The sequence below is a fragment of the Janthinobacterium sp. BCJ23 genome (genome assembly GCF_059617945.1).
On record NZ_JCAQAW010000007.1, the window covers coordinates 256,294 to 280,248 of the forward strand.

Sequence of the window (23,955 nt, forward strand, 5' to 3'; positions counted from 1 at the left end):
CCCTTATCCTGCCACTTACTTGGTCAGGATAAAACCCTTCAGCTTCGAGAATGCCGTTTCCAGCAGATCTTTTTGCTGGGCGTAGTGCTTGTCATAGTAACCGACAGCAGGCGACGCCGAAGCAGGACGGCCGGCGTAGGCCAGACGCTGACCCGATTCCAGGCCTTCGAAGATGTTGTGCTGGATCTGGAACCAGGCGCCCTGGTTTTGCGGCTCGTCCTGTGCCCAGACGACTTCGACCAGGTTCGGGAACTTCTTCAGTTCAGCAGCGAACGACTTGTGCGGGAACGGATACAGCTGTTCCAGCCGCACGATGGCCGTGTCGGTCTGGCCGCGGGTCTTGCGTGCGTTGACCAGGTCGTAATAGACCTTACCCGAGCAGGCGACCACGCGCTTGACTTTCTTGGCGTCGATTTTGTCGTCGACTTCGCCGATGACGGTCTGGAAACCGCCCTTGGCCAGGTCGGTCAGCGGCGAACCGGCATCCTTGTTGCGCAACAGCGACTTCGGCGTCAGGATGACCAGCGGCTTGCGGAACTGGCGCACCATCTGGCGGCGCAGCAAATGGAAGATCTGCGAAGCCGTCGTCGGCTGCACCACTTGCATGTTGTTGTCTGCGCACAGCTGCAGGAAACGTTCAGGACGTGCGGACGAGTGCTCAGGACCCTGGCCTTCGTAACCGTGCGGCAGCATCATGACCAGGCCCGAAGCGCGGCCCCACTTCACTTCGCCGGAGCTGATGAATTGGTCGATCACCACTTGCGCGCCGTTGGCGAAGTCGCCGAACTGGGCTTCCCAGATCGTCAGCGTGTTCGGTTCAGCGGTCGAGTAGCCGTATTCGAAGGCCAGTACGGCTTCTTCGGACAGCACCGAGTCGATGACGGTAAACGGCGCCTGGTTGTCCGACACGTTTTGCAGCGGAATGTAGGTACCTGCATCCCAACGCTCGCGGTTCTGGTCATGCAGCACGGCGTGGCGGTGCACGAAGGTGCCGCGGCCGGCATCCTGTCCGGTCAGGCGGATGGCATAGCCGGACGATACCAGCGAAGCGTAGGCCAGGTGTTCGCCCATGCCCCAGTCCAGGTTCATTTCGCCACGGCCCATGGTGCCACGGTCGCCCAGTACTTTTTCAACCAGCGAGTGGACCTTGAAGTCTTCCGGCACGGTGGTGATGCGGGTGGCCAGGCGTTTCAGTTCCGTCATCGGCACGGCGGTGTCGGCCGAATCGGTCCATTTCTTGTTCAGGAACGGCAGCCAGTCGACGGCGTACTTGTTCTTGAAGTTCGAGATGACTGGGTCGACGGTATGCTTGCCGGCGTCCATGGCGTCGCGGAATGCGGCCACCATCTTGTCGCCGCCATCGGCAGGGATCACGCCTTGCGCTACCAGCTTGTCCGCGTACAGCTTGCGGGTGCCTGGATGCTGGCCGATCTTCTTGTACATCAGTGGCTGCGTCAGTGCCGGCGTATCTTGCTCGTTGTGGCCAAGCTTGCGGTAGCAGATGATGTCGAGGACGATGTCCTTCTTGAATTCCATGCGGTAGTCGAGCGCGATCTGCGTCGCCAGCACCACGGCTTCCGGATCATCGGCGTTGATGTGCAGGACCGGTGCTTCGATCATCTTGACGACGTCCGAGCAGTACAGGGTCGAGCGGGCATCGCGCGGATCCGAGGTGGTGAAACCGATCTGGTTGTTGATCACGATATGCACCGTGCCGCCGGTATGGTAGCCGCGGGTTTGCGCCAGATTCAGCGTTTCCATGACCACGCCCTGGCCGGCGAAAGCGGCATCGCCGTGCACCAGGATAGGCAGCACTTGCGCGCCCTGCGCGTCGCCGCGGCGATCCATGCGAGCCTTGACGGAACCTTCGACCACAGGGTTGACGATTTCCAGGTGCGACGGGTTGAACGCCAGCGACAGGTGGACCGGGCCGCCTGCGGTGGAGATGTCCGACGAGAAGCCTTGATGGTACTTCACGTCGCCGGCAGGCAGGTCGTCGCCATGCTTGCCTTCGAATTCTTCGAACAGTTCCTGCGGCGCCTTGCCCAGGGTGTTGACCAGCACGTTCAGGCGGCCGCGGTGGGCCATGCCGATGACGATTTCCTGCACGCCTTTTTCGCCGGCGCGCTGGATGGTTTCATCCATCGAGGCGATGAAGGTCTCGCCGCCTTCCAGGGAGAAGCGCTTCTGACCCACGTAGCGGGTGTGCAGATAGCGTTCCAGGCCTTCAGCCGCGGTCAGGCGGTCGAGGATGTGGATTTTTTTCTCTGGGGTGAAATTCGGGGTGGAGCGGATCGATTCCAGTTTCTCTTGCAGCCAGCGCTTTTCGGCCGGGTCGGAGATGTACATGAATTCGGCGCCGATCGAACGCGTGTAGGTATCGCGCAGATAGTTGAGCAGATCGCGCAGGGTGGCGGTCTCGGGGCCAAAATAGGTATTGCTGATGTTGAACACGGTGTCCATGTCAGCGTCGGTGAAGCCGTAGAAGCTCGGCTCAAGCTCAGGGATCATCGGACGTTCCTGGCGTTGCAGCGGATCCAGGTTGGCCCAGTGCGAACCGAGGTAGCGGTAAGCGGCGATCAGCTGCGTGGCGGCGACGCGCTTGCGGCCCATTTCAGCATCGAAGGAAGCGGTCACTGTGCGGATCGGACCAGCTTTTGCGCGCTCGGCGAACGAGGCGACGACGGAGGCATGCGCCACGTCAGGCTTGTTGGTGCCATCGACGGCAGGCACGTGCTGCATTGCGTCGAAGTAGGAACGCCAGTTATCGGGTACCGAGCCTGGGTTGTTCAAATATGCCTCGTACAGGTCTTCCACGTACGGAGCATTCCCACCGAACAGGTAGGAGTTGGTCGTTAATTGCTGCATATATTGCTCACCTTTCTTCGCGCTTCGCGAGGAATTAGCGGGTTAATCTAACCTTCCGCGACACGGCCTGACCGGTTAGCGGATTGCACATCAAGTTGTGGGGAAGGGCTTTTTTATTGCACCAGCATTCTGCATACCGTCATTTAGAATAGCACGCGGTATTGTAACGCAACAACGACTAGTTGAATTTTATTTGGCAAGCAAATGTAAGCTGTGTTGTTGATTTTCCCGGGCTTGCAAGCCTGTCACTGTTGTGCTTACGGCACATCGGCGGCCCTGCCGGCGTGCCGCTTGCGGCCAACTGGTCTGCCCGGCGAAGGCGGCGCCGCGATGGCGGCCAGCCACTCGGCATCGCCGGCAAACCATTGCACCAGGAAGTCGAGCATGGTGCGCAGCAGGGGCGACATGTGCTGGCGCGAGGTGTAGACGCCGTAGATGCCCATGTCCTGCGGCTGGTACGCGGGCAGCAGCTCCACCAGCTGCCCGCTGGCGATCAGCGGTGCGGCCGAAAAGCGCGGCTGCAAGGCGATGCCCGCCCCCGCCACCGTGGCCACCAGCAGGACCAGCGACTCATTCGCCGACAGGCGGCCGCTGACGGGGACAGTGAGCGCTTCCCCGTCATGCGTAAATTGCCACAGGCTCTTGCCGAAATACGTGTACGTCAGGCAGTTGTGCAGGGCCAGGTCTTGCGCCCGGCGCGGCGTGCCGTGCGCTGCGAGGTACGATGGTGCGGCGCACACCACCGAGGCGCAGCTGGCCAGCTGGCGCGCAATCAGGTTCGGCTCGAGCGCGTTCGTGATGCGGATCGCCAGGTCGATGCGCTGCTCCACCAGGTTGACGGCGCGGTTCTCCATCTGCAGGTCGACGGCGGCGCGCGGGTAGCGCCGCAGGTAAGCGGTTACTGCGCCAGCGAGCGCCGTCTGTGCCAGCGATTGCGAGCAGGTGATGCGCAGCAAACCGTGCGGCGTATCGACACCCTCGGGCGACGTGACGGCCATGGCGCCGGCCACTTCCAGCATCTGGCGGCAGCGCGCCAGAGTGGTTTCGCCCGCATCCGTCAGGCTCAGACGGCGCGTGGTGCGATGCAACAGGCGCGCCCCCGCCCACTCTTCCATCTCGGCCAGGTAGCGCGTCACCATGGCGCGCGACATATCGAGCGTCTCGCTGGCAGCCACCATGCTGCCCCGCTCGGCGATGGCGACGAATACTTGTGCGGCGGTGATACGGTCCATGCGGTGATACTCCCTTGATTCATCCGATCCATGCAACTAATACCGCAATCTACCCTATTTGCCGCGCCTGGTCGAAAGGCGGGAGAGCATTCAATACATAAAGAACAATATGCCTGCACGCGGCGCCCGTACCCTGGAAACCGTTTCGGTGCGGCGCAGTTAGCGCACACCATCGCCGCCAGCGGCAAGCAGCATTGAACTGCGGCTGGACCCGCTGCCTTACAGCGCGGCCAGGAAGCGCTCATACTCTTGCGCACTGCGTGCCAGCCGCCCGGCATAGTCCGGCTCCTTCGGCCCGTCTTCCGCGCCATAGAAGGCAAAGAAGCGGCGGTTGTCTGCGCCAATATACGCTAGGGTCACATCGAACGGTGCCAGCAGCTGCGCCAGGGTGACGTTCCACTTGCCTTGCGGCGTGAAATCTTCCTGGCGGATGCCTGCCGTGATGGCCAGCGCCACTTTTCTTCCCCTGAAGGCATCGCCGCCCGTGCCATAGGCCCAGCCATACGCCAGCACCTCGTCGAGCCACTGCTTGAGCAAGGGCGGGCAGTTGAACCAGTACATGGGGAACTGCAAGACCGCATTGGCATGCGCCTCCACCAGCGCCTGCTCGCGCGCCACGTCGATGATGCCGTCGGGGTAAGCCTGGTGCACATCGTGGATGGTGTAGCGGTCGGGATACTGCGCCAGCTCCTGCAGCCAGCGCTTGTTGGCGACCGACGTGCCGATGGAGGGATGGAAGACGATAACGAGGGTTTTCAACATGCTGTTTTCCTGAAATGGGATGGATGCACCGGCCCCGCGTTCACAGAAAAGCAGGCAAGCCGGTACCCTGCCCCGTAGCGCGTGGTTGCGCCCGCAGAGGCAAAAACAGCATAACCATGCTGAGTACTTTTCACAAGTACGCACATTTACTGCTCATACAGTATAAAAAGTAAGTTACTCGACCGTCGAATGGCGCTTTGCCGTGCATATCGGGGTCAGACTGGCTGGTGCCGCTCACCCCACTCGCACAGGGTATGCAGCACGGGGATCAGCGAGGCGCCCTTGCCTGAGAGCGAATATTCCACCTTGGGCGGCACTTGCGGATATTCCTTGCGGACGATCAGCGCGCCCGCTTCCAGCTCCTTCAGCACGACGCTGAGGGTCTTGAAGGCGATGCCGCCGAGATGGCGCTTGAGTTCGTTATGCCGCAGCACCGTGTTTTCCGCGAGCGCATACAGGATCAGCAGCTTGTATTTGCCGCCGATCAGCGACAAGGTATAGCCGAATGCCGTATCGCCGAGGGCCACGCCGCCGGGGGCGCAGGTTTCTTCATTCATCGCGTTGTGTTTCCTGTTGAACCAGGGCCCGAGCATAACAGCCCGGCATAAAAAAACGGGCCGAAGCCCGTTTTTTGTTTGCTGATACCGCTCTGGATTAACGCTTGTCCAGTGGCAGTACTTCACGCGTGGTCGAACCGACGAACAGCTGGCGCGGACGGCCGATTTTTTGCTCTGGGTCGGCGATCATTTCGTTCCACTGGGCGATCCAGCCGATCGTACGGGCCATGGCGAAGATACCGGTGAACAGCGACACAGGGATGCCCAGCGCCGATTGCACGATACCCGAGTAGAAGTCGACGTTCGGGTACAGTTTGCGCGAAACGAAGTATTCGTCGTTCAGTGCAATCTTTTCCAGTTCCATCGCCAGCTTGAACAGCGGGTCGTCTTGCAGACCCAGTTCCTGCAGCACTTCGTAGCACGTTTCACGCATCAGCTTGGCGCGTGGGTCGAAGTTCTTGTACACGCGGTGGCCAAAGCCCATCAGCTTGACGCCGGAGTTCTTGTCCTTAACTTGCGCGATGAAGGCAGGGATGTTCTCGACGGTGCCGATTTCTTTCAGCATGTTCAGTGCCGCTTCGTTGGCGCCGCCGTGGGCAGGGCCCCACAGGCAGGCGATACCGGCAGCGATACAGGCGAACGGATTGGCGCCCGACGAACCGGCCAGACGGACGGTCGATGTCGATGCGTTTTGCTCGTGGTCCGCGTGCAGGATCAGGATGCGGTCCAGGGCGCGCACCAGCACGTCGTTGACCTTGTACTCTTCGCACGGGTTGGCGAACATCATGTGCATGAAGTTGGCGCTGTACGACAGGTCGTTGCGTGGGTACACGAACGGCTGGCCGACCGAGTACTTGTAGGTCATGGCGACCAGGGTTGGCATCTTGGCGATCAGGCGGATGGCCGACACTTCGCGGTGACGCGGGTCGTTGATGTCCAGCGAGTCATGGTAGAACGATGCCAGCGCGCCGACGGTGCCCACCAGGACCGACATCGGATGCGCGTCGCGGCGGAAGCCACGGAAGAAGAATTGCATCTGTTCGTGCACCATCGTGTGCTTGGTGACGGTGTCGACGAACTTGGCTTTTTGCGCCGCGTTCGGCAGTTCGCCGTTCAGCAGCAGGTAGCACGATTCCATGAAGTCGGCGTTGACGGCCAACTGTTCGATCGGGTAACCACGGTACAGCAGCTCGCCCTTGTCGCCGTCGATGTAGGTGATCGACGAGTTACAGGCGGCCGTCGACATAAAGCCTGGGTCGTAGGTGAACTTGCCGCTACCGGCGTACAGTTTGCGGATGTCGATGACGTCCGGGCCAACCGTGCCTTTGTAGATTGGAAATTCAAGCGATGGGCTGCCATCGGAGAACGACAGGGTAGCTTTTGTGTCAGAGATATTCATGGGCTCTTCCTTCTCGGGAGTGAGTCGAAATTAAAATCAAAAATTCTGGCTGCAATTCGCACCGCACTCGGCAGTGCTACAGCGCGCCACTCGCACCGTTTGCAATATATCGCCCAGGCGTCTAGGCAATGCGCAGTCGTTGCAGCAGTGCGCGCACATGCGGCAGATCGACTTCGCCTTCCGGCTCTTTACGGGCCAGTACCAGATCCATTAACGCATTGTCCGATAAATCCAGCAAACGCGTCAGCGCGTCAACTTCTTCATCGGTCAATTCGGTTTCATACGCATCGAGAAAACGGGTCAGGATAATGTCGTTTTCCAGCAGGCCACGGCGTGAACGCCAGCGCAGGCGGGCGCGGTTGGCCGGGTCGGCCTGATGCGAGGACAAAATTGATTCTGTCATTTGGTTTACCACTTTACGTGTGCCTTGCGGCACGGTGCTGCTTTGCAGGCGCCGCCTGCAGGCAAGAGAGGATACCCTCTTCCCGCAAACGGCGCCCGGCGGATGCGATCAGGAGGATCAGATCGCGCGGCGGACCATCAATTCCTTGATCTTGCCAATCGCCTTGTTCGGGTTCAACCCTTTCGGGCAGACGTCGACACAGTTCATGATCGAATGGCAGCGGAACAGGCGGTACGGGTCTTCCAGGTTGTCCAGACGCGCGCCGGTGGCTTCGTCGCGCGAATCGGCGATGAAGCGGTAGGCTTGCAGCAGGCCGGCCGGGCCGACGAATTTGTCCGGATTCCACCAGAACGACGGGCACGACGTGGAGCAGCATGCGCACAGGATGCACTCGTACAGGCCATCGAGTTCTTCGCGCTGTTCCGGCGATTGCAGGCGTTCTTTTTCAGGCGGGATCGAATCGTTGATCAGGAAAGGCTTGATCGAATCGTACTGCTTGAAAAATTGCGTCATGTCGACGATCAGGTCGCGGATGACCGGCAAACCTGGCAACGGGCGCAACACGATAGGCTCCGACAGTTCGTTCAGGTTGGTCGTGCATGCCAGACCGTTCTTGCCGTTGATGTTCATCGCGTCCGAACCGCACACGCCTTCGCGGCACGAGCGGCGCAGGGCCAGCGAGTCATCGACGTCCGCCTTGATGCGCTGCAGTGCGTCGAGCAGCATCTTGTCGGTGTCTTTCAGTTCGACCGTCAGGTCTTGCATGTACGGCTTGGCATCCTGGTCAGGATCGTAGCGGTAGATTTTGAATTTAAGAGTGCGTGCCATGGTATAGCCTTAGAAAGTACGTGGTTTCGGTTTGAAGGTATCAACCGTCAGCGGCTTGGTCACGACTGGCTTGTATTCCAGTCGGTTGCCTTCCGAATACCACAGAGTGTGCTTCATCCAGTTGTCGTCGTCACGTTGCGGATGGTCGTCCTGGGCGTGGGCGCCGCGCGATTCCTTGCGCGCTGCCGCCGAAACGATGGTCGCTTTCGCCGTTTCGATCAGGTTGTCCAGCTCCAGCGCTTCCACGCGGGCCGTGTTGAAGACCATCGATTTATCCTTGAAGGAGACGTGCTTGCGGCGCTCGTCGAGCTTCATGATTTCTTCGACGCCCTTGTTCAGCATCTCGTCGGTACGGAACACGCCGCAGTACTTCTGCATCGTTGCGCGGATGTCGTTCGCCACGCCCTGCACGGTTTCCGTGCCGGTCGAGTTTTCCAGGCGCGCCAGGCGGCCCATGGCAAATTCGGCTGCATTGGCTGGCAAAGGCTTGTTTTCCTTGGCTTTCAGGCCGCTGTTGACGATGTGGTTGCCGGCCGCGCGGCCGAAGACCACGAGGTCGAGCAGCGAGTTCGTGCCCAGGCGGTTGGCGCCGTGCACGGACACGCAGGCGCATTCGCCGATCGCGTACAGGCCGTTGACAACCTTGGCCGAATTATCCGGACCGGTCGGGGTGACGACCTGGCCGTGGATGTTCGTCGGGATGCCGCCCATCTGGTAGTGAATCGTCGGCACGACAGGAATCGGTTCCTTGGTCGCGTCGACGTTGGCGAACTTGTGGCCGATTTCCAGGATCGACGGCAGGCGCTTGGCGATGGTGTCGGCGCCGATATGGCGCAGGTCCAGCATCACGTGGTCCTTGTTCGGACCGCAGCCGCGGCCTTCCTTGATTTCCTGGTCCATCGAACGCGAGACGAAGTCGCGCGGCGCCAGATCCTTCAGGGTCGGCGCATAGCGCTCCATGAAGCGTTCGCCTTCGCTATTGATCAGGATGCCGCCTTCGCCGCGCACGCCTTCGGTGATCAATACGCCCGCGCCGGCCACGCCGGTCGGGTGGAATTGCCAGAATTCCATGTCCTGCAGCGGCAGGCCGGCGCGTGCCGCCATGCCCATGCCGTCGCCGGTATTAATGAACGCATTCGTCGACGCGGCGAAGATACGGCCTGCGCCGCCCGTTGCCATGACCGTCGTTTTTGCTTCCAGGATCATGCATTCGCCGGTTTCCATTTCCAGCGCGACAACACCGATCACGTCGCCTTCGGCATCACGGATCAGATCGAGCGCCATCCATTCGACGAAGAAGTGCGTACGCGCACGGACGTTGCGCTGGTACAGCGTGTGCAACAGCGCGTGACCGGTACGGTCGGCTGCCGCGCAAGCGCGCTGCACCGGCTTTTCGCCGAAGTGGGCCGTGTGGCCGCCGAATGGACGCTGATAGATGGTGCCGTCAGGGTTGCGGTCGAATGGCATGCCGAAGTGTTCCAGTTCGTACACGACCTTCGGTGCTTCGCGGCACATGAATTCGATGGCATCCTGGTCGCCCAGATAGTCGCCACCCTTGACGGTGTCGAACATGTGCCAGAACCAGTTGTCTTCGGCCATGTTGCCGAGCGACGCGCCGATACCGCCCTGCGCCGCAACGGTGTGCGAGCGGGTCGGGAAGACTTTCGACAGAACAGCGACGTTCAGGCCGGCTTCAGCCAGCTGCAACGACGCGCGCATGCCGGAACCGCCGGCGCCAACGATAACCGCATCAAAGCGGCGGGTAGGGATTGCAGATTTATATGCTGCCACGATTACACACTCCAGAGTATCTGTACCGTCCAGCCGGCACAAGCGATCAACCACAGCATGGTGGCAATTTGCAGGGTCAGACGGAGGCCAGCGCTTTTCACGTAGTCCATCCAGATGTCGCGTACGCCGACCCATGCGTGGTAGAACAGGGCGACGAAGGTCACCAGGCTGAACAATTTAAACCACTGCTGTGCGAACAGACCAGCCCAGCCTTCATAGCTGAAGTTGCTGCCGGTCAGGAAAGAAATAAGCAGGATGGCCACATAGGCCACCATGACGATGGCGGTAACGCGTTGCGCCAGCCAATCGCGCAAGCCGTAATGGGCACCGACGACGAGGCGTTTCGGTCCGATATTATTGTCTGCCATGTTTAAAATACTCCAAACAGTTTCAAAGCGACCAAGGCCGTCAACACCAGGCTCACGACCAGCACGGACGACGCGGTCTTGCGTGCCGAATCTTTTTCGATGGCAACGTGCACGTCCATGAACAGGTGACGGATACCGGCGCAGAAGTGGTGCAGGAAGGCCCAGACGAGGCCCAGGGTGATCAGCTTGACGAACCAGTGCGAGGCGATGCCCTGGAAGTAGGCGTAGGACATTTCGGAACGCAGGCTCAGTTCCAGCATGTACAGGATACATGGCAGCAAGGCGAAAATGATGAAACCGCTGATGCGATGCAGGATCGAGACGATGGCGCCGACAGCCATGCGGTAGTTCGACAATTCGGTAACATGAATGTTACGGAATTGCGGCCGTTCTTTTTTTGGTACTTCTCTTACGGCTTCAGACATAACAAAAACCTCCCCTTTGAATTTCAACTAAATATTGAAGCCGCGATTTTCGCCGATTTTCGCAACCCATACCAATATCTATTGTTACATATAACCAAAATGGTTTTTTACTACAAAATACCGCGCTACTTTCCGTAGTTCACGTAATTTAATTACAGAATCGCCGGCAAAACACGGCCCGCCGGGGCGGGCCATGCTGTCGCTGCGCTTTCCGTTGTCTCCGTTGCCCGCCTTGCGGCAGGCATCTTGCAAGCGATGCACTTCAGCCTTGCTGCTTGTTCGGACGCCCGCAGGCGCCCCGCCGCTTCAGCTGAGTTCATTCTGATAATGATGGCGACTGGTCAGGTACAAGCCCCGGCGCAGTTCGACCGGCTTGTCGCCGTAGGTAAACGACACGCGCTCGGAACTGAGCAAGGGCGTGCCGAGGTCGATATTTAACAATTGCGCGGCGCCCGCGTCGGCGCACACGGCGCGGATCTGTTCGGACGCGCGTATCATGCGCGTGCCAAATTCCGTTTCGAACAGGCCGTACATGGGGCCCTTGTATTCCACCAGGCGCTCGGCCGTGAGCCCCTTGAAGATCAGGCCGGGCAGCCACAGCTCTTCGACGATGGTCGGCACGCCGTCGAAATACTGCACGCGCTTGATGAAGATGACGGCGTCGCCGGACTTCAGGTCCATCAGGCGCGCCACGTCGGCCGGCGCGCGCACGCGCTTGACTTCGATAAACTTGCTTTCGGGATAATGCGGCACGCCTTCGTCCGGCACCAGGCGCAGGAAGCGGAAATGCGCGCGCGCCTCATGGTGGGTGGAAACGAAAGTACCCTTGCCCTGGCGGCGCATGACGAGATTCTCGGCGGCCAGTTCATCGATGGCCTTGCGCACCGTGCCCTGGCTGACCTTGAAGCGGCCTGCCAGTTCGACTTCGCTGGGAATCAGTTCGCCCGGCTTCCATTCGCCCGATTGCAGGCTCTGCGTGATGAGCGCCTTGATCTGCTGGTACAGGGGACTGAAGGTGGGAGAAGCGGTCGCGGCAGGCGCGGACACGGCGGTGGCAGTGGTATTAATGCTGGCGACAGGGGTGCTGGCCGCAGTGGCGGCAGGCGTGGCCGGGGTGCCCGCGGTCGGACTGACCGCCCCGCTTGCAGCAGTGGCATTGTTGGTCAGATTGGACGAGGCGGAATTCATAGTCCGACATTTCAACACAAATCACTGCCCGCGTCCAGTAAAACAGACGTAGTTATCTGTCTTATATAAGACATAAGATATGATTGACAGATAGGGATCAGAGGCCTAAACTGCCCTCGATAAAACTTGTGAGCCAGCGTTTTATGTTGTCGGCCAGCCACTCTGGCCTCGTGCAGCACAAGCGTGACGGCAGCGTACACCAGCAATTCGGTGGCGCGGGCCGGTTTTGGTATCATTACAGTTTTTCCGGATAAGCGTAAGCCCAGCTTCAAGCCCGTTTTCTTTCCCATTTTTGGAGATTCATCATGGCTAAAACCCCAATGCGTGTTGCAGTGACCGGCGCCGCCGGCCAGATCGGCTACGCCCTGTTGTTCCGCATCGCCAATGGCGACATGCTCGGCAAAGACCAGCCTGTCATCTTGCAACTGCTTGAAATCCCGGACGAAAAAGCCCAGAAGGCGCTCAAGGGCGTGATGATGGAAATCGACGACTGCGCCTTCCCGCTGCTGACGGAAATGACCGCCCACTCCGATCCGCTGACCGCATTCAAGGATGTCGACGTGGCCGTACTGGTTGGCGCGCGTCCACGCGGCCCAGGCATGGAACGCAAGGACCTGCTGGAAGCGAACGCCCAGATCTTCACGGTACAAGGCAAGGCGCTCGACGCCGTCGCTTCGCGCAATGTCAAAGTGCTGGTGGTCGGCAACCCTGCCAACACCAACGCCTACATCGCCATGAAATCGGCACCATCGCTGCCAGCGAAAAACTTCACCGCCATGCTGCGCCTGGACCACAACCGCGCGCTGTCGCAAGTCGCTGCCAAGACCGGCACCGCCGTGAAAGACATCGAGAAGCTGACCGTCTGGGGCAACCACTCGCCAACGATGTACGCCGACTACCGCTTCGCCACCGTGAACGGCAAGGCTGTCAAAGACCTGATCAACGACCAGGAATGGAACGCCAACGTGTTCCTGCCTACCGTCGGCAAGCGCGGCGCGGCCATCATCGAAGCGCGCGGCCTGTCGTCGGCAGCGTCGGCAGCGAACGCCGCCATCGACCACATCCATGACTGGATGCTGGGCACGGCCGGCAAGTGGACCACCATGGGCGTTCCTTCGGATGGCTCGTATGGCATCCCTGAAGGCACCGTGTTCGGCTTCCCGGTCACCACGGACAACGGTGAGTACACCATCGTTCAAGGTCTGGAAATCGATGCATTCTCGCAAGAGCGCATCAACCTGACCCTGAAAGAACTGACCGAAGAGCGCGAAGGCGTGAAACACCTGCTGGCCTAAGTCCAGTTTTGGCGGCGCGGCAATGCGCCGCCCGCCAAAGAAGGCCGCCCCGCGCATGTCGCGGCGCGGCTGTTTTATCAAGTAGTCTTTACCTGCAGAAATGCCTTAAGCATGCACCCTTCCGAGGTTTTATTCCAAGGCAAACGCCAGCCGCTGTTGCTCGCCGCTTGCGACCACTACGCCGGCTCTGAAAAGCTGATGCGTAAATCGATTGCTTTGCAACAAGAGCTTGGCCCCCTGTTCGACATCACGTTCGACTGCGAAGACGGCGCCAGCGCCGGCAACGAAGAAGCCCACGCGTTGATGATCGCCGGCCTGCTGGCCAGCGGCGAAAACCAGTTCAACCGTATCGGCGTGCGCGTGCACGACGTCGACAGCCCGTTTTTCGCGCGCGACGTGGAAATCATCTGCAGCGCCGCGTCCCGCCTGGCCTATATCGCCGTGCCCAAGGTGGCCGGCGTGCAGGATGCCATGCTGGCCATCGACCTGATCAACCTGCACGCGCGCCGCGCCGGCCGCGACAACCTGCCCGTGCACATCCTGATCGAAACGCATGGCGCGCTGCGCGACGCCTACGCGATTGCCGCCCTGCCCCAGGTCGAATGCCTGTCCTTCGGCATCATGGATTTCGTGTCGGCCCACTACGGCGCCATTCCCGCCGCCGCCATGCGCACGCCGGGCCAGTTCACACACCCGCTGGTGGTGCGCGCCAAGCTCGAAGTGGCGGCCGCCTGCCATGCGCACGGCAAGGTGGCGTCGCACAACGTGACGACGGACGTGCGCGATTCGGCCGTGGTGGCGAATGATGCCCAGCGCGCGACGGCCGAGTTCGGCTACACGCGCATGTGGAGCATCCACCCGGACCAGATCAAGCCCATCATCAAGGCCTTTACGCCGCGCCTGTCCGAAGTCAACGAAGCGAGCAACATCCTCAACGAAGCGCTGCGCGCCAACTGGGGACCGATTGCGCAAAATGGCCGCTTGCACGACCGCGCCAGCTACCGATATTATTGGACCGTTTTGCAACGCGCCAAACTGGCAGGCCTCGGCCTGCCCGAGGCGGCCGCTGCATTACTCAACACCCCCTCTTCCAGCACCACTGAAAACTGACAGGAATTACACGATGTCCCTCTCCAAATTAGCAATTGCCTGCAGCGTCGCGCTGGGCGCCATGACCCTCACGCTGGCGCCAGCCAGCTTCGCCGCCACGGCAGAGGCAAATCCCAAGGCCGTCAAGGCTGTCAAGGCCAAGCCAAAGGCCAAGACCAGCAAGGCCAAGGCAGCCGCCAAGGAAGCCCATCCGCTCGCCATGTCGGTCGCCGACAAGGAAGAATCCGATGAGCCGGACACCGCAGGCTCGGCTTCCACCGATTTCAATTGTGAACTTGGTAACAAAATTACCATCTACACCAATGCTACTGACGACAAACACATCGCCCTGCGCTGGAAGAAGCGCCTGCACCGCCTGAGCCGCGTTGGCACCACCACCGGCGCCAACCGCTTCGAGAACCGTCTGTACGGCCTCGTGTGGATCGGCATCCCGGCCAAAGGCATGCTGCTCGATTCCAAGCAGGGCCGCCAGCTGGCCAATGAATGCAAGGATGCGGAGCAAGCCAAGCCAGCGGCAGTGGTGGAAGCCGCGCCATCGCTGGGCGTGCTACCGGCCGCCGGCGGCTGATGTGCGTAGCAAGGGCCTCTTCGGGGGCTCAGTCATGTTTTGTAATTTGAATAATCAATAAATAGACGATACCCAACAAGGAGAGGTCATGTCCCGCAACACTCTGAACACGCTCAAGGACTTTAATATTTCGGATAGCAAGAAGGGCAAGCTGTACTCCCTGCCTGCGCTGGAAAAAAGCCTGGGCATCAATGTCTCCCGCCTGCCAGTGTCGATTCGTATCGTGCTCGAATCGGTATTGCGCAACTGCGACGGCAAAAAAGTCACCGAAGAACACGTCAAGCAATTGGCGAGCTGGGGCCCGACCGCCGAGCGCACCGACGAGATCCCGTTCGTAGTGGCGCGCGTCGTGCTGCAAGACTTCACCGGCGTACCGCTGCTGGCCGACCTGGCAGCGATGCGCAACGTGGCCGCCAAGATGGGCATCAACGCCAAGAAGATCGAACCGCTGGTACCGGTCGACCTGGTGGTCGACCACTCGGTGACCATCGATCACTACCGCGAAAAGAAAGCGCTGGACCTGAACATGAAACTGGAATTCTCGCGTAACAACGAGCGTTACCAGTTCATGAAATGGGGCATGCAGGCATTCGACACCTTCGGCGTCGTGCCACCGGGCTTCGGCATCGTCCACCAGGTCAACTTGGAATACCTGGCACGCGGCGTGCACCACGCAGGCAAGAAAGCCGGCGACGTGTACTACCCGGACACCCTGGTCGGCACCGACTCGCACACCACCATGATCAACGGCATCGGCGTGGTCGGCTGGGGCGTGGGCGGTATCGAGGCGGAAGCCGGCATGCTGGGCCAACCGGTCTACTTCCTGACGCCTGACGTCATCGGCGTGAACCTGTCGGGCGCGCTGCGCGAAGGCTGCACCGCCACCGACCTGGTACTGACCATCACCGAACTGCTGCGCAAAGAGAAAGTCGTCGGCAAGTTCGTCGAATTCTTCGGCGAAGGTACCGAATCGCTGACCCTGACGGACCGCGCGACGATCGCCAACATGGCACCGGAATACGGCGCGACCATGGGCTTCTTCCCGGTCGATGAAGCCACCATCGATTACTTCAAGGGCACCGGCCGCAGCAAGGCTGAAATCGCCGCGTTCGAAGGCTACTTCAAGGCGCAAAACCTGTTCGGTGTGCCAAAAGCCGGCGACATCGACTACACCCGCGTGGTGGAACTGGACCTGGCATCGGTCGCTCCGTCGCTGGCCGGCCCGAAACGCCCGCAAGACCGTATCGAAATCGGCAACGTCAAGGCCAACTTCGCCGAGCTGTTCGCCAAGCCAACCACGGAAAACGGCTTCAACAAGAATCCGGCCGACCTGGCTGCCGTGTACGAAACGACGAACGGCGTGAAAGTGTCGAACGGCGACGTGCTGATCGCCGCGATCACCTCGTGCACCAACACCTCGAACCCGAGCGTGATGCTGGCTGCCGGCCTGCTGGCCAAGAAAGCCGTGGAAGCCGGCCTGAAAGTCGCTCCGCACATCAAGACCTCGCTGGCCCCTGGCTCGCGCGTCGTGACCGAGTACCTGACCGCTGCCGGCCTGCTGCCATACCTGGAAAAACTGGGCTTCGGCGTGACCGCCTACGGCTGCACCACCTGTATCGGCAACGCGGGCGACCTGACGCCTGAGCTGAACGCAGCCATTGCCACGCACGACATCGTCGCGTCGGCCGTGCTGTCGGGCAACCGCAACTTCGAAGCGCGTATTCATCCGAACATCCGCTCGAACTTCCTCGCTTCGCCACCGCTGGTCGTCGCTTACGCCATCGCCGGCAACATGACGCGCGACCTGATGACGGAACCTGTCGGCAAAGGCAAGGGCGGCAAGGACGTCTACCTGGGCGACATCTGGCCGACCTCGGCTGAAGTATCGGCCATGATGAAGTTCGCCATGAACGCCAAGGTGTTCAAGGACAACTACGCTGACGTCAAGGGCGCGCCAGGCAAGCTGTGGGAAAAAGTCACGACCGTGTCCGGTCAAGTCTACAACTGGCCGAAATCGACCTACATCGCGGAACCTCCGTTCTTCGACAACTTCTCGATGACGCCAGCGGCAGTGGCCACCGGCATCGAAGGCGCGCGCGCACTGGGCGTGTTCGGCGATTCCATCACCACCGACCACATCTCGCCAGCCGGCTCGATCCAGGAAAACGGTCCTGCAGGCAAATGGCTGAAGGAAAACGGCGTCCTGAAAGCGGACTTCAACTCCTACGGCTCGCGTCGCGGCAACCATGAAATCATGATGCGCGGCACGTTCGCCAACGTGCGTATCAAAAACCGCATGATCCCTGCCAAGGCAGACGGTTCGGCGGTCGAAGGCGGCATCACGATCCACCAGCCTTCCGGCGAAGAAATGTCGATCTACGACGCAGCGATGAAATACGTTGCTGAAGGCACGCCAACCATGGTCTTCGGCGGCGAAGAGTACGGTACGGGCTCGTCGCGCGACTGGGCAGCCAAAGGTACGCAACTGCTGGGCGTAAAAGCCGTGATCACCCGTTCGTTCGAGCGTATCCACCGCTCGAACCTGGTGGGCATGGGCGTGCTGCCGCTGCAATTCATCGGCGACGACAGCGTGCAAACCCTGGGCATCACCGGCAAGGAAACCTTCGACCTGAAAGGCCTCGAAGGCGAAATCAAGCCACAGCAACTGGCTACCCTGGTGATCCACCGCGCCGACGGCTCCAGCCAGGAAGTCAAAGTCCTGCTGCGCATCGATACGCCGATCGAAGTCGATTACTACAAGCATGGCGGTATCCTTCCATTCGTGCTGCGTCAACTGCTGGCCGAGTAATCAGCCCAGCTGTGATGCAAGATCAAAGCGCCGGTTTCGACCGGCGCTTTTTTTCGTCCCTGCATCCCGTTCCGACTTGAAATTTCGACTATTGGCATGATCTAAGGACAGCTTACGTATTGCGTGCGGCTGAATCCTCTACAATACGGTTATAAGGGTTTATCATTGTTTGACTGATCCATTTTTTTCACTTTCCGAGACTCTTATCCCGCTATGCGTCGTCCTTCCAAAGATTCATCCCATAAACTGACTGCCGACAGCCAGCGCCTGGTCACCTTTGCCCAGGCGATCGTACAGGCAGCCAGCCGTCTCGAAGAGCGGTCCTGGGAACACAGCCTGGATACGCAGCTCCAGAAATTACTCAAAACCGGCCACCAGGACACCATCGACAACACCCTGGGCAGCCTGTTCAAGGATGACTTGAACGCCTATGACGTGCTGATGGACTGCGTTGAAGCCGTCAGCGAATCGGCCGTCGTCACGCATGAAGACGTACGCTACGACGCCCTGCTCGTCGCCGTGCCCATCCTCGCGTGGACGCGCTTTTCCATCGCCTCGGGCCCCATGGCCGGCGACGCGCACGGTGTGCTGTCGGCGCATTTCGCCGCCCACCTGCTGGCCGACGGCACGAAGATGGCCATGGCGCCAACGCTCTACTCGATCGACCAGTTGCCGCGCAGCCATGTCGAAACCTATGCCAAGACGCAAAAGCTGGCCCTGGCCGCGCTGAAAGGCACGGCCGTCAAGCCCTCGGGCAAAGAAGCGGAAACGGCGCCCTTCCTGGCCGACACGCGCTACCTGCTGGTGGCCGTGGTGGCGCCCGCCGGCGCACCGCTGTTCCGCTGGCAGACGCCAGCTAGCCAGCTCGACTTCATCGCCGAACGCAGCGCCGCCCTGGAACAATGGCGCACGCAGGCGACGCCGACGTTCGCCCGCCTGCTGCCCGGCTGCGGCCTGGAATTGCTGCTGCCGGAAGCGTATTACGTGGCCTGCCGCGAAGCGGACAAGCTGATACGCCCCGTCTCCGTGCGCGCCGCCGTGCACTACCTGACGCATACCTTGGCCATCGAGCCATCGGAACTGCGCGCCGTCATCGCCGGCTTCGGCGAGGAAGCGGCCGATGGCCAGGTGGACGAGTACCGCATCGCCTTCACCCTGCGCCAGGCGCCGGACGTCATCTACGGCATCGTCTGGCCTTTGTACGGCCAGGAAGACGAGGATGGCACGCCGATCGAAGGCCTGATCCAGGTCGGCATCGCCGCGCTGGACAAGCAAAAGACGCCGGTCGATGAAATCATCGAGCACCTGAACGCCGCTGGCGTGACGCAGATCAAGCGCCACGCGGAACGTTTTGTCGGTGAATACTGCGACGATTGCGGCGCGCCCCTGTTTGCCGATCCGGTCGGCGAGCTGGCGCATGCGGAGATGCCGGAAGATACGCCGCAGGGTACGGAACACTTCCATTAATACAGGCTTGTCGGATTACGCGCTGCGCGCTAATCCGACCTACGCTGCCGGTATGGGCCGTAGGTCGGATTAGCCGGAACGGCGTAATCCGACAACAGCGTTGGCGCATAAAAAAGGCGGAACCGAGGTTCCGCCTTTTTGCATTTCAAGCCACGCTTAACGCGCCATCACCACTTTGAAAACGGGTGGCGAATCAGATTCGCGTTGTAATAGCGCGCGTCGCCCGACACTTCCGCGCCGATCCATTCCGGCTTGTCGAAGGGCTGGTCTTCCGATGCCAGCTCGATCTCGGCCACCAGCAGGCCCGCATTGGCGCCGAGGAACTCGTCGACTTCCCATACCATGCCCGCGTGTTCGATGCGGTGGCGAACCTTTTCGATCAGCGGCTGTTCGCACAGGCCGTCGAGCAGTTCGACGGCGTCGGCCAGCGGAATCGGATACTCCCACTCGCCGCGCGTGGCGCCCACGTTGGCGCCCTTGATGGTCAGCATCGCCTGTTCGCCCTCGATGCGCACGCGCACCACGCGCTCGCGCGCGGACGACAGATAGCCCTGGCGCAGCAGCACCGCCTGCCCCAAGCCGCGCCAGGCATCGCCGGCCAGCAGGAATTTACGCTCGATCTCGACGCCCATGATCAACGCCGTTCAATCGAGCGACAGCAGGATAGGCTGCAGCATGGCCGCGCCCAGTGCCGCGCTGCGCGCGCCGTTCCAGCCCACGCTTGGGTCCGGCAAGTCGGCGTTTTCCTTGAACGGCATTTCCAGGGTCAGCGCCAGGCAGCCAAAGTGGTGGCCGATGTATTTCGACGCCAGGGTCAGCATGTCCGACTTGTACTTGCTGGCCGCGTAGCCGAACTTGTCCTGGAAGTCGGGGCTGGCCTGCTTGTAGCGCTCGATGAAGGCCTTCTGGTGTGCCGCTTGCGCCGGCGTGAAGTTTTCCAGCATTTCATTGCCGGCCACAAAGTTGTACGGCAGCGCTTCATCGCCGTGGATGTCGAAGAACATGTCGACGCCCGTTTCGTGGATCTTGTTTTTCACGCACAGCACTTCCGGGCTCGATTCCAGCGAAGGCGTCATCCATTCGCGGTTCAGGTTGGCACCGGCCGCATTAGTGCGCAGGTTGCCGCGGATGGAGCCGTCCGGGTTCATGTTCGGCACGATGTGGAACACGGCGCGCTGCAGCAGTTTGCGCGCGATCGGGTTGGCGTCGTCAAGCAGCGAGTCGATCAAGCCTTCGACGAACCATTCGGCCATCGATTCGCCCGGATGCTGGCGCGCGATGACCCAGATCTTCTTTTCCGCCTGCGGATTGCCGATGGTGACCATGTTCATGTCGCGGCCGTCGACCGTGCTGCCCAGGTCGGACACGCGCGCCAGCGGGTGCTCGGCCACTTCGCCCAGCAGGCGCAGATGGCGCTCCCACGAATACGGCTCGAAGTAGGCGTAGTACACGCTGTCGAGTTCAGGCGTGTGCGAGATCGTCATGACCTGGCCGTCGAACGCCGTCGGCACGCGGAACCAGTTTTCGCTGTCGTAGCTGGCCACGGCCTGGTAGTCTTCATAGCCGGCCGGATAGGTGGCCTGGCCCGCGTTCAGGAAGCGCATCGTGCATGCCTGGCCGCGCGCGCCCTGCAGGCGGAAGTGGAACCACTGGTGGATGTCGGCGTGGCTATCCTTGCGCAAGTTCAGGTCAATGGCGCCGGCGCTGGTGGCGCTCACCACGTCGATGGCGCCCGAGTCGAAGTTCTGGCTGATTTTAATGGTCATGTAATGATCCCGTCCGAATGTAAGTGTTCCGGCGCCGCCTCGTGGGCCACCGCCGTCGCGCTAAAAAACGCAGTGTAAGCTATCCCGCTATTTTCCGCCCTTTGGCCCCGTTCGCAAAGCCTGGTCCGGTGATATATGCACCATTCCGGGGCATCGATGGAAAACCGCCGGGCAAAAGCGCGAAAAATCGGTCCACTGTCGCATCTACCGGACAAAAAACTGAATTGTAACAATGCCGGAAACATTGGCGGCCCCTCGCCCCCCTATAATTCCTGCTTTCATAGAGTCGCCAGGAAAGAGTCGTGGACAAGAAGCTGACCAATATTCAGGAAAGAAAATTACGCGAGGCGCAGGCGCGGCGCGAGCACATCATCGACGTCGTCAAAGACCTCATCAAGAAGGGCGGCGCGCGCGCCGTCTCCATCCGCAAGGTGGCCGAGGCGGCCGGCTTTTCCACCACCGTCGTGTACGCCCTGTTCCGCGACAAGGCCACCCTGATCGCCCAGGCCATGGACAAGGACTTGCTGGAACTGGTACGCGCCATGCGCACGGCCTGCGACACCAGCACTGACCCATGGGAACGCATCCGCCTGGTCGGCCGCGCCTACATCGAATACGGCTTCCAGCACCCCGACGAGTATTCGCTGATCTTCATGGAGCTGCGCCCGCACGCGGAAGTCGACGCTGTCGACGTGGAACACGGCAATATCGAGCAAGATCCGTATGCCTACGCGCTGCACCTGTTCGGCGAGCTGGCGCAAACGGGACAGGTGCGCCAGGACGAGCCGGCGCTGCACACGATGACGCAAATCTTCTGGCAATCGCTGCACGGCCTCGTGTCGCTGCGCATCGTCATGGATGCGGGCGACCCATGGACGCCGCACCCGGAAATGAACGCGCATATCGACGACTTGCTCGCCGTCGTCACGACAGGCATCCGCCTGCGCTTCGCACCGCCCTCCTGACGTTTGATCCAGCGCAAACCAGGCGGACGGAAAAGGCGGACAGTCGAGTGAAGCCGCCTGCGCCGATGCAGCGCGGCTTGCGCGAAGGAGTGCGAGATGAACGAAGCCTATTCCACGGACCGGCTTGACAAACAGCAAAGCGCGAACAATGCTGTACGCATGGAAGCGCGCCTGACAAAACTGGAAACGGACCGGGAACATGACCGGCTATGGTTCAAGACCCTGGAACAGCGTCTTGGCGAAGGCCTCGATAAGGTACGCACGGAATTGCACAACGAATCACAGCTGCTGCGTGCCGACCTGACGCAATTTCGCGGCGACTTGCGCGGCGACTGCCGCGCCCTGCGCACGGAACTGGGCGACATCCGCAAGCACATGCACACCCACTTCCTGTGGTTCATGGGCATACAGGCCACCACCACGTTTGCCCTGCTGGGCTTGGGCGCCAAGGCGCTGCATATGTACTGAGGAAAGTAAAAAGGCAGCGCGGTGCCGCACCGCCCTGCCCTGTCTTGATGCTGGCGAAGCTTACTGCGCTGCCAGCATGCTCTGCGTTTCCTGGTAGCGCACGTGCCAGGCCAGGGCCTCTTGCAGGATGTGCGGCGTGTGGCCGCCACGCTGGCATGCCGCGTCGTAATAGGCACGCAGCTGCGCGCGGTAATCGGGATGCGTGCAGCGATCGATGATCAACGGCGCCCGTTCACGCGGCGCCAGGCCGCGCAAGTCCGCAAAACCCCACTCCGTCACCAGCACGTCGACGTCATGCTCCGTATGGTCCACATGCGAGACCATCGGCACGACGCTGGAAATGCGTCCGCCCTTGGCCGCCGATTTCGACACGAACATCGACACTTGCCCATTGCGCGCAAAGTCGCCCGAGCCGCCGATGCCGTTCATCATGTGCGTGCCGCACACGTGCGTGGAATTGACGTTGCCGTAGATATCGAACTCGAGCGCCGTGTTCAGTGCGATGATGCCCAGGCGGCGCACGATCTCGGGATGGTTGCTGATCTCTTGCGGGCGCAGCACGATTTTCGAGCGGTAATGGTCGATATTGTCCATCAGCTTTTGATGCACGGCGGCCGACAGCGTGATCGACGAGGCCGAGGCAAACGCCAGCTGGCCCGAATCGAGCAGCTCGATGGCGCTGTCCTGCAGCACTTCCGAATACATCGTCATGTTGCGGAAAGGCGATCCGATCAGGCCATGCAGCACGGCGTTGGCGATGGTGCCGATGCCCGCCTGCAGCGGCAGCAATTCCGGCCCCATGCGCCCGGCCGCCACCTCGCCCTGCAGGAAGGCGATCACGTGGCCGGCGATCGCCTGCGTTTCCGCATCGGGCGGCAAGGCGTTCGACGGGCTGTCGGGGCTGTCCGTAATGACGATGGCGGCAATGCGGGCCGGGTCGATGGCGATGGCCGTGCTGCCCAGGCGCTGGTCCACGCGCGTGAGGGGAATCGGCTCGCGCCCCGGTAAGGTGTGCGGAATATAGATGTCGTGCAAGCCTTCCAGCGCCAGCGGCGTGGACAGGTTGATTTCGATGATCACCTGCGTGGCTTGCTGGGCAAAGGCGGCGGAGTTACCCACCGACATGGTCGGGATGATAGCGCCAGCCGCCGTGATGGCTGTTGCTTCGATGACGGCGATATCGACGGCGGCCAGGTTGCCCGAACGCAGCTGCTCGGCCGTTTCCGACAGATGCTGGTCGATGAACATGACTTCGCCGTTGTTGATCTTGCCGCGCAAGACAGGGTCGACCTGGAACGGCATGCGGCGCGCCAGCACGCCCGCCTCGGCCATCAAGCCGTCGCTGCCATTGCCCAGCGAAGCGCCCGTGATCAAGGTCAGGCTTAATGGATCTTGCAGGGCGCGTTCGGCCAGTGCGCGCGGCAGGGCCTTGGCGTCGCCGGCACGGGTAAAACCGCTCATGCCGACACGCATGCCGTTGTGGAACAATTTGGCTGCCTCATCGGCGCTCATGATTTTGCCGAGCAAGCCTGGGTGGCGGATACGGTCCTCGTACATCTGATGCTCCTGATATTCTCAATATTCTCAAACTGGATGGCTGTCATACACCAGCCCCATAAGTGGAATCAGTATAAAATCGCGGTTACATGCATGGCATGAATTAATTTCGCCACATCCAGTCGATAT

Annotated in this window: 21 protein-coding genes; 7 read left to right on the plus strand and 14 right to left on the minus strand. The window is 60.9% G+C overall.

Annotated features, from left to right (window positions below; translation table 11 throughout):
* Positions 1–15: 15 nt before the first annotated feature.
* The 11 genes from AC54AG_RS21445 to AC54AG_RS21495 all read right to left on the minus strand — a co-directional run bounded on the left by AC54AG_RS21445 (position 16) and on the right by AC54AG_RS21495 (position 11,821).
* Complete coding sequence (locus AC54AG_RS21445) at positions 16–2,868, minus strand: 2-oxoglutarate dehydrogenase E1 component (RefSeq protein WP_034752063.1); 2,853 nt, start codon at positions 2,866–2,868, stop codon at positions 16–18.
* A gap of 257 nt (positions 2,869–3,125) precedes the next feature.
* On the minus strand, positions 3,126–4,100 hold the full coding sequence (locus AC54AG_RS21450) for a LysR family transcriptional regulator (RefSeq protein ID WP_496631535.1): 975 nt from the start codon (positions 4,098–4,100) through the stop codon (positions 3,126–3,128).
* Between the two features lie 219 nt (positions 4,101–4,319).
* Positions 4,320–4,862, minus strand: coding sequence for an NAD(P)H-dependent oxidoreductase (locus AC54AG_RS21455; protein WP_496631536.1), 543 nt, complete (start codon positions 4,860–4,862; stop codon positions 4,320–4,322).
* 215 nt (positions 4,863–5,077) lie between these two features.
* Positions 5,078–5,419, minus strand: coding sequence for a winged helix-turn-helix transcriptional regulator (locus AC54AG_RS21460; RefSeq protein WP_496631537.1), 342 nt, complete (start codon positions 5,417–5,419; stop codon positions 5,078–5,080).
* A gap of 97 nt (positions 5,420–5,516) precedes the next feature.
* The gene (gltA, locus tag AC54AG_RS21465) at positions 5,517–6,818 is read right to left on the minus strand and encodes a citrate synthase (protein ID WP_034752071.1); all 1,302 of its coding nucleotides are present in this window, start codon (positions 6,816–6,818) and stop codon (positions 5,517–5,519) included.
* A gap of 121 nt (positions 6,819–6,939) precedes the next feature.
* A complete protein-coding gene (locus AC54AG_RS21470; RefSeq protein WP_034752073.1) occupies positions 6,940–7,221 on the minus strand; it encodes an FAD assembly factor SdhE in 282 nt (93 codons plus the stop codon).
* A 117-nt stretch (positions 7,222–7,338) separates the two neighbouring features.
* Entirely contained in the window at positions 7,339–8,049 is a 711-nt protein-coding gene (locus tag AC54AG_RS21475; protein WP_034752075.1) for a succinate dehydrogenase iron-sulfur subunit, read from the minus strand.
* A gap of 9 nt (positions 8,050–8,058) precedes the next feature.
* Positions 8,059–9,840 carry a succinate dehydrogenase flavoprotein subunit gene (sdhA, locus tag AC54AG_RS21480; protein WP_496631538.1) on the minus strand — a complete coding sequence of 594 codons (1,782 nt, stop codon included), beginning with the start codon at positions 9,838–9,840 and terminating at the stop codon, positions 8,059–8,061.
* 2 nt (positions 9,841–9,842) lie between these two features.
* On the minus strand, positions 9,843–10,208 hold the full coding sequence (gene sdhD, locus AC54AG_RS21485; RefSeq protein ID WP_034752078.1) for a succinate dehydrogenase, hydrophobic membrane anchor protein: 366 nt from the start codon (positions 10,206–10,208) through the stop codon (positions 9,843–9,845).
* Between the two features lie 2 nt (positions 10,209–10,210).
* Positions 10,211–10,633 (minus strand): succinate dehydrogenase, cytochrome b556 subunit, encoded by a 423-nt coding sequence (sdhC, locus tag AC54AG_RS21490; protein WP_034752080.1) that lies wholly within the window; start codon positions 10,631–10,633, stop codon positions 10,211–10,213.
* A 306-nt stretch (positions 10,634–10,939) separates the two neighbouring features.
* Positions 10,940–11,821 (minus strand): GntR family transcriptional regulator, encoded by an 882-nt coding sequence (locus AC54AG_RS21495; protein ID WP_081367944.1) that lies wholly within the window; start codon positions 11,819–11,821, stop codon positions 10,940–10,942.
* A 305-nt stretch (positions 11,822–12,126) separates the two neighbouring features.
* On the opposite strand from AC54AG_RS21495, the gene AC54AG_RS21500 reads away from it, so the two are divergent.
* From AC54AG_RS21500 to AC54AG_RS21520, 5 genes are all read left to right on the plus strand, one after another.
* Positions 12,127–13,116, plus strand: a complete 990-nt coding sequence (locus tag AC54AG_RS21500; RefSeq protein ID WP_034752084.1) for a malate dehydrogenase — start codon at positions 12,127–12,129, stop codon at positions 13,114–13,116.
* A gap of 111 nt (positions 13,117–13,227) precedes the next feature.
* Positions 13,228–14,226, plus strand: coding sequence for an HpcH/HpaI aldolase/citrate lyase family protein (locus AC54AG_RS21505; RefSeq protein WP_034752086.1), 999 nt, complete (start codon positions 13,228–13,230; stop codon positions 14,224–14,226).
* A 13-nt stretch (positions 14,227–14,239) separates the two neighbouring features.
* Positions 14,240–14,794, plus strand: a complete 555-nt coding sequence (locus AC54AG_RS21510; RefSeq protein ID WP_070301541.1) for a hypothetical protein — start codon at positions 14,240–14,242, stop codon at positions 14,792–14,794.
* Between the two features lie 88 nt (positions 14,795–14,882).
* Positions 14,883–17,603 (plus strand): aconitate hydratase AcnA, encoded by a 2,721-nt coding sequence (gene acnA, locus AC54AG_RS21515; RefSeq protein ID WP_128142387.1) that lies wholly within the window; start codon positions 14,883–14,885, stop codon positions 17,601–17,603.
* Between the two features lie 213 nt (positions 17,604–17,816).
* Positions 17,817–19,070 (plus strand): DUF2863 family protein, encoded by a 1,254-nt coding sequence (locus AC54AG_RS21520; RefSeq protein ID WP_128142386.1) that lies wholly within the window; start codon positions 17,817–17,819, stop codon positions 19,068–19,070.
* A 167-nt stretch (positions 19,071–19,237) separates the two neighbouring features.
* Here AC54AG_RS21520 and AC54AG_RS21525 read toward each other — a convergent pair whose 3' ends face one another.
* Both AC54AG_RS21525 and AC54AG_RS21530 read right to left on the minus strand, forming a co-directional pair.
* Positions 19,238–19,702: a CYTH domain-containing protein gene (locus AC54AG_RS21525; protein WP_456130348.1), complete on the minus strand. Its 465-nt coding sequence runs from the start codon at positions 19,700–19,702 to the stop codon at positions 19,238–19,240.
* A gap of 12 nt (positions 19,703–19,714) precedes the next feature.
* On the minus strand, positions 19,715–20,836 hold the full coding sequence (locus AC54AG_RS21530; protein WP_070301543.1) for a M14 family metallopeptidase: 1,122 nt from the start codon (positions 20,834–20,836) through the stop codon (positions 19,715–19,717).
* A 302-nt stretch (positions 20,837–21,138) separates the two neighbouring features.
* Between AC54AG_RS21530 and AC54AG_RS21535 the strand changes: the two genes are divergently transcribed.
* Both AC54AG_RS21535 and AC54AG_RS21540 read left to right on the plus strand, forming a co-directional pair.
* Positions 21,139–21,801: a TetR/AcrR family transcriptional regulator gene (locus AC54AG_RS21535; protein ID WP_496631539.1), complete on the plus strand. Its 663-nt coding sequence runs from the start codon at positions 21,139–21,141 to the stop codon at positions 21,799–21,801.
* A 96-nt stretch (positions 21,802–21,897) separates the two neighbouring features.
* The gene (locus AC54AG_RS21540; protein ID WP_496631540.1) at positions 21,898–22,269 is read left to right on the plus strand and encodes a hypothetical protein; all 372 of its coding nucleotides are present in this window, start codon (positions 21,898–21,900) and stop codon (positions 22,267–22,269) included.
* Between the two features lie 60 nt (positions 22,270–22,329).
* Here AC54AG_RS21540 and scpC read toward each other — a convergent pair whose 3' ends face one another.
* Positions 22,330–23,826 (minus strand): succinyl-CoA:acetate CoA-transferase ScpC, encoded by a 1,497-nt coding sequence (scpC, locus tag AC54AG_RS21545; RefSeq protein ID WP_070301545.1) that lies wholly within the window; start codon positions 23,824–23,826, stop codon positions 22,330–22,332.
* Positions 23,827–23,955: the final 129 nt, after the last annotated feature.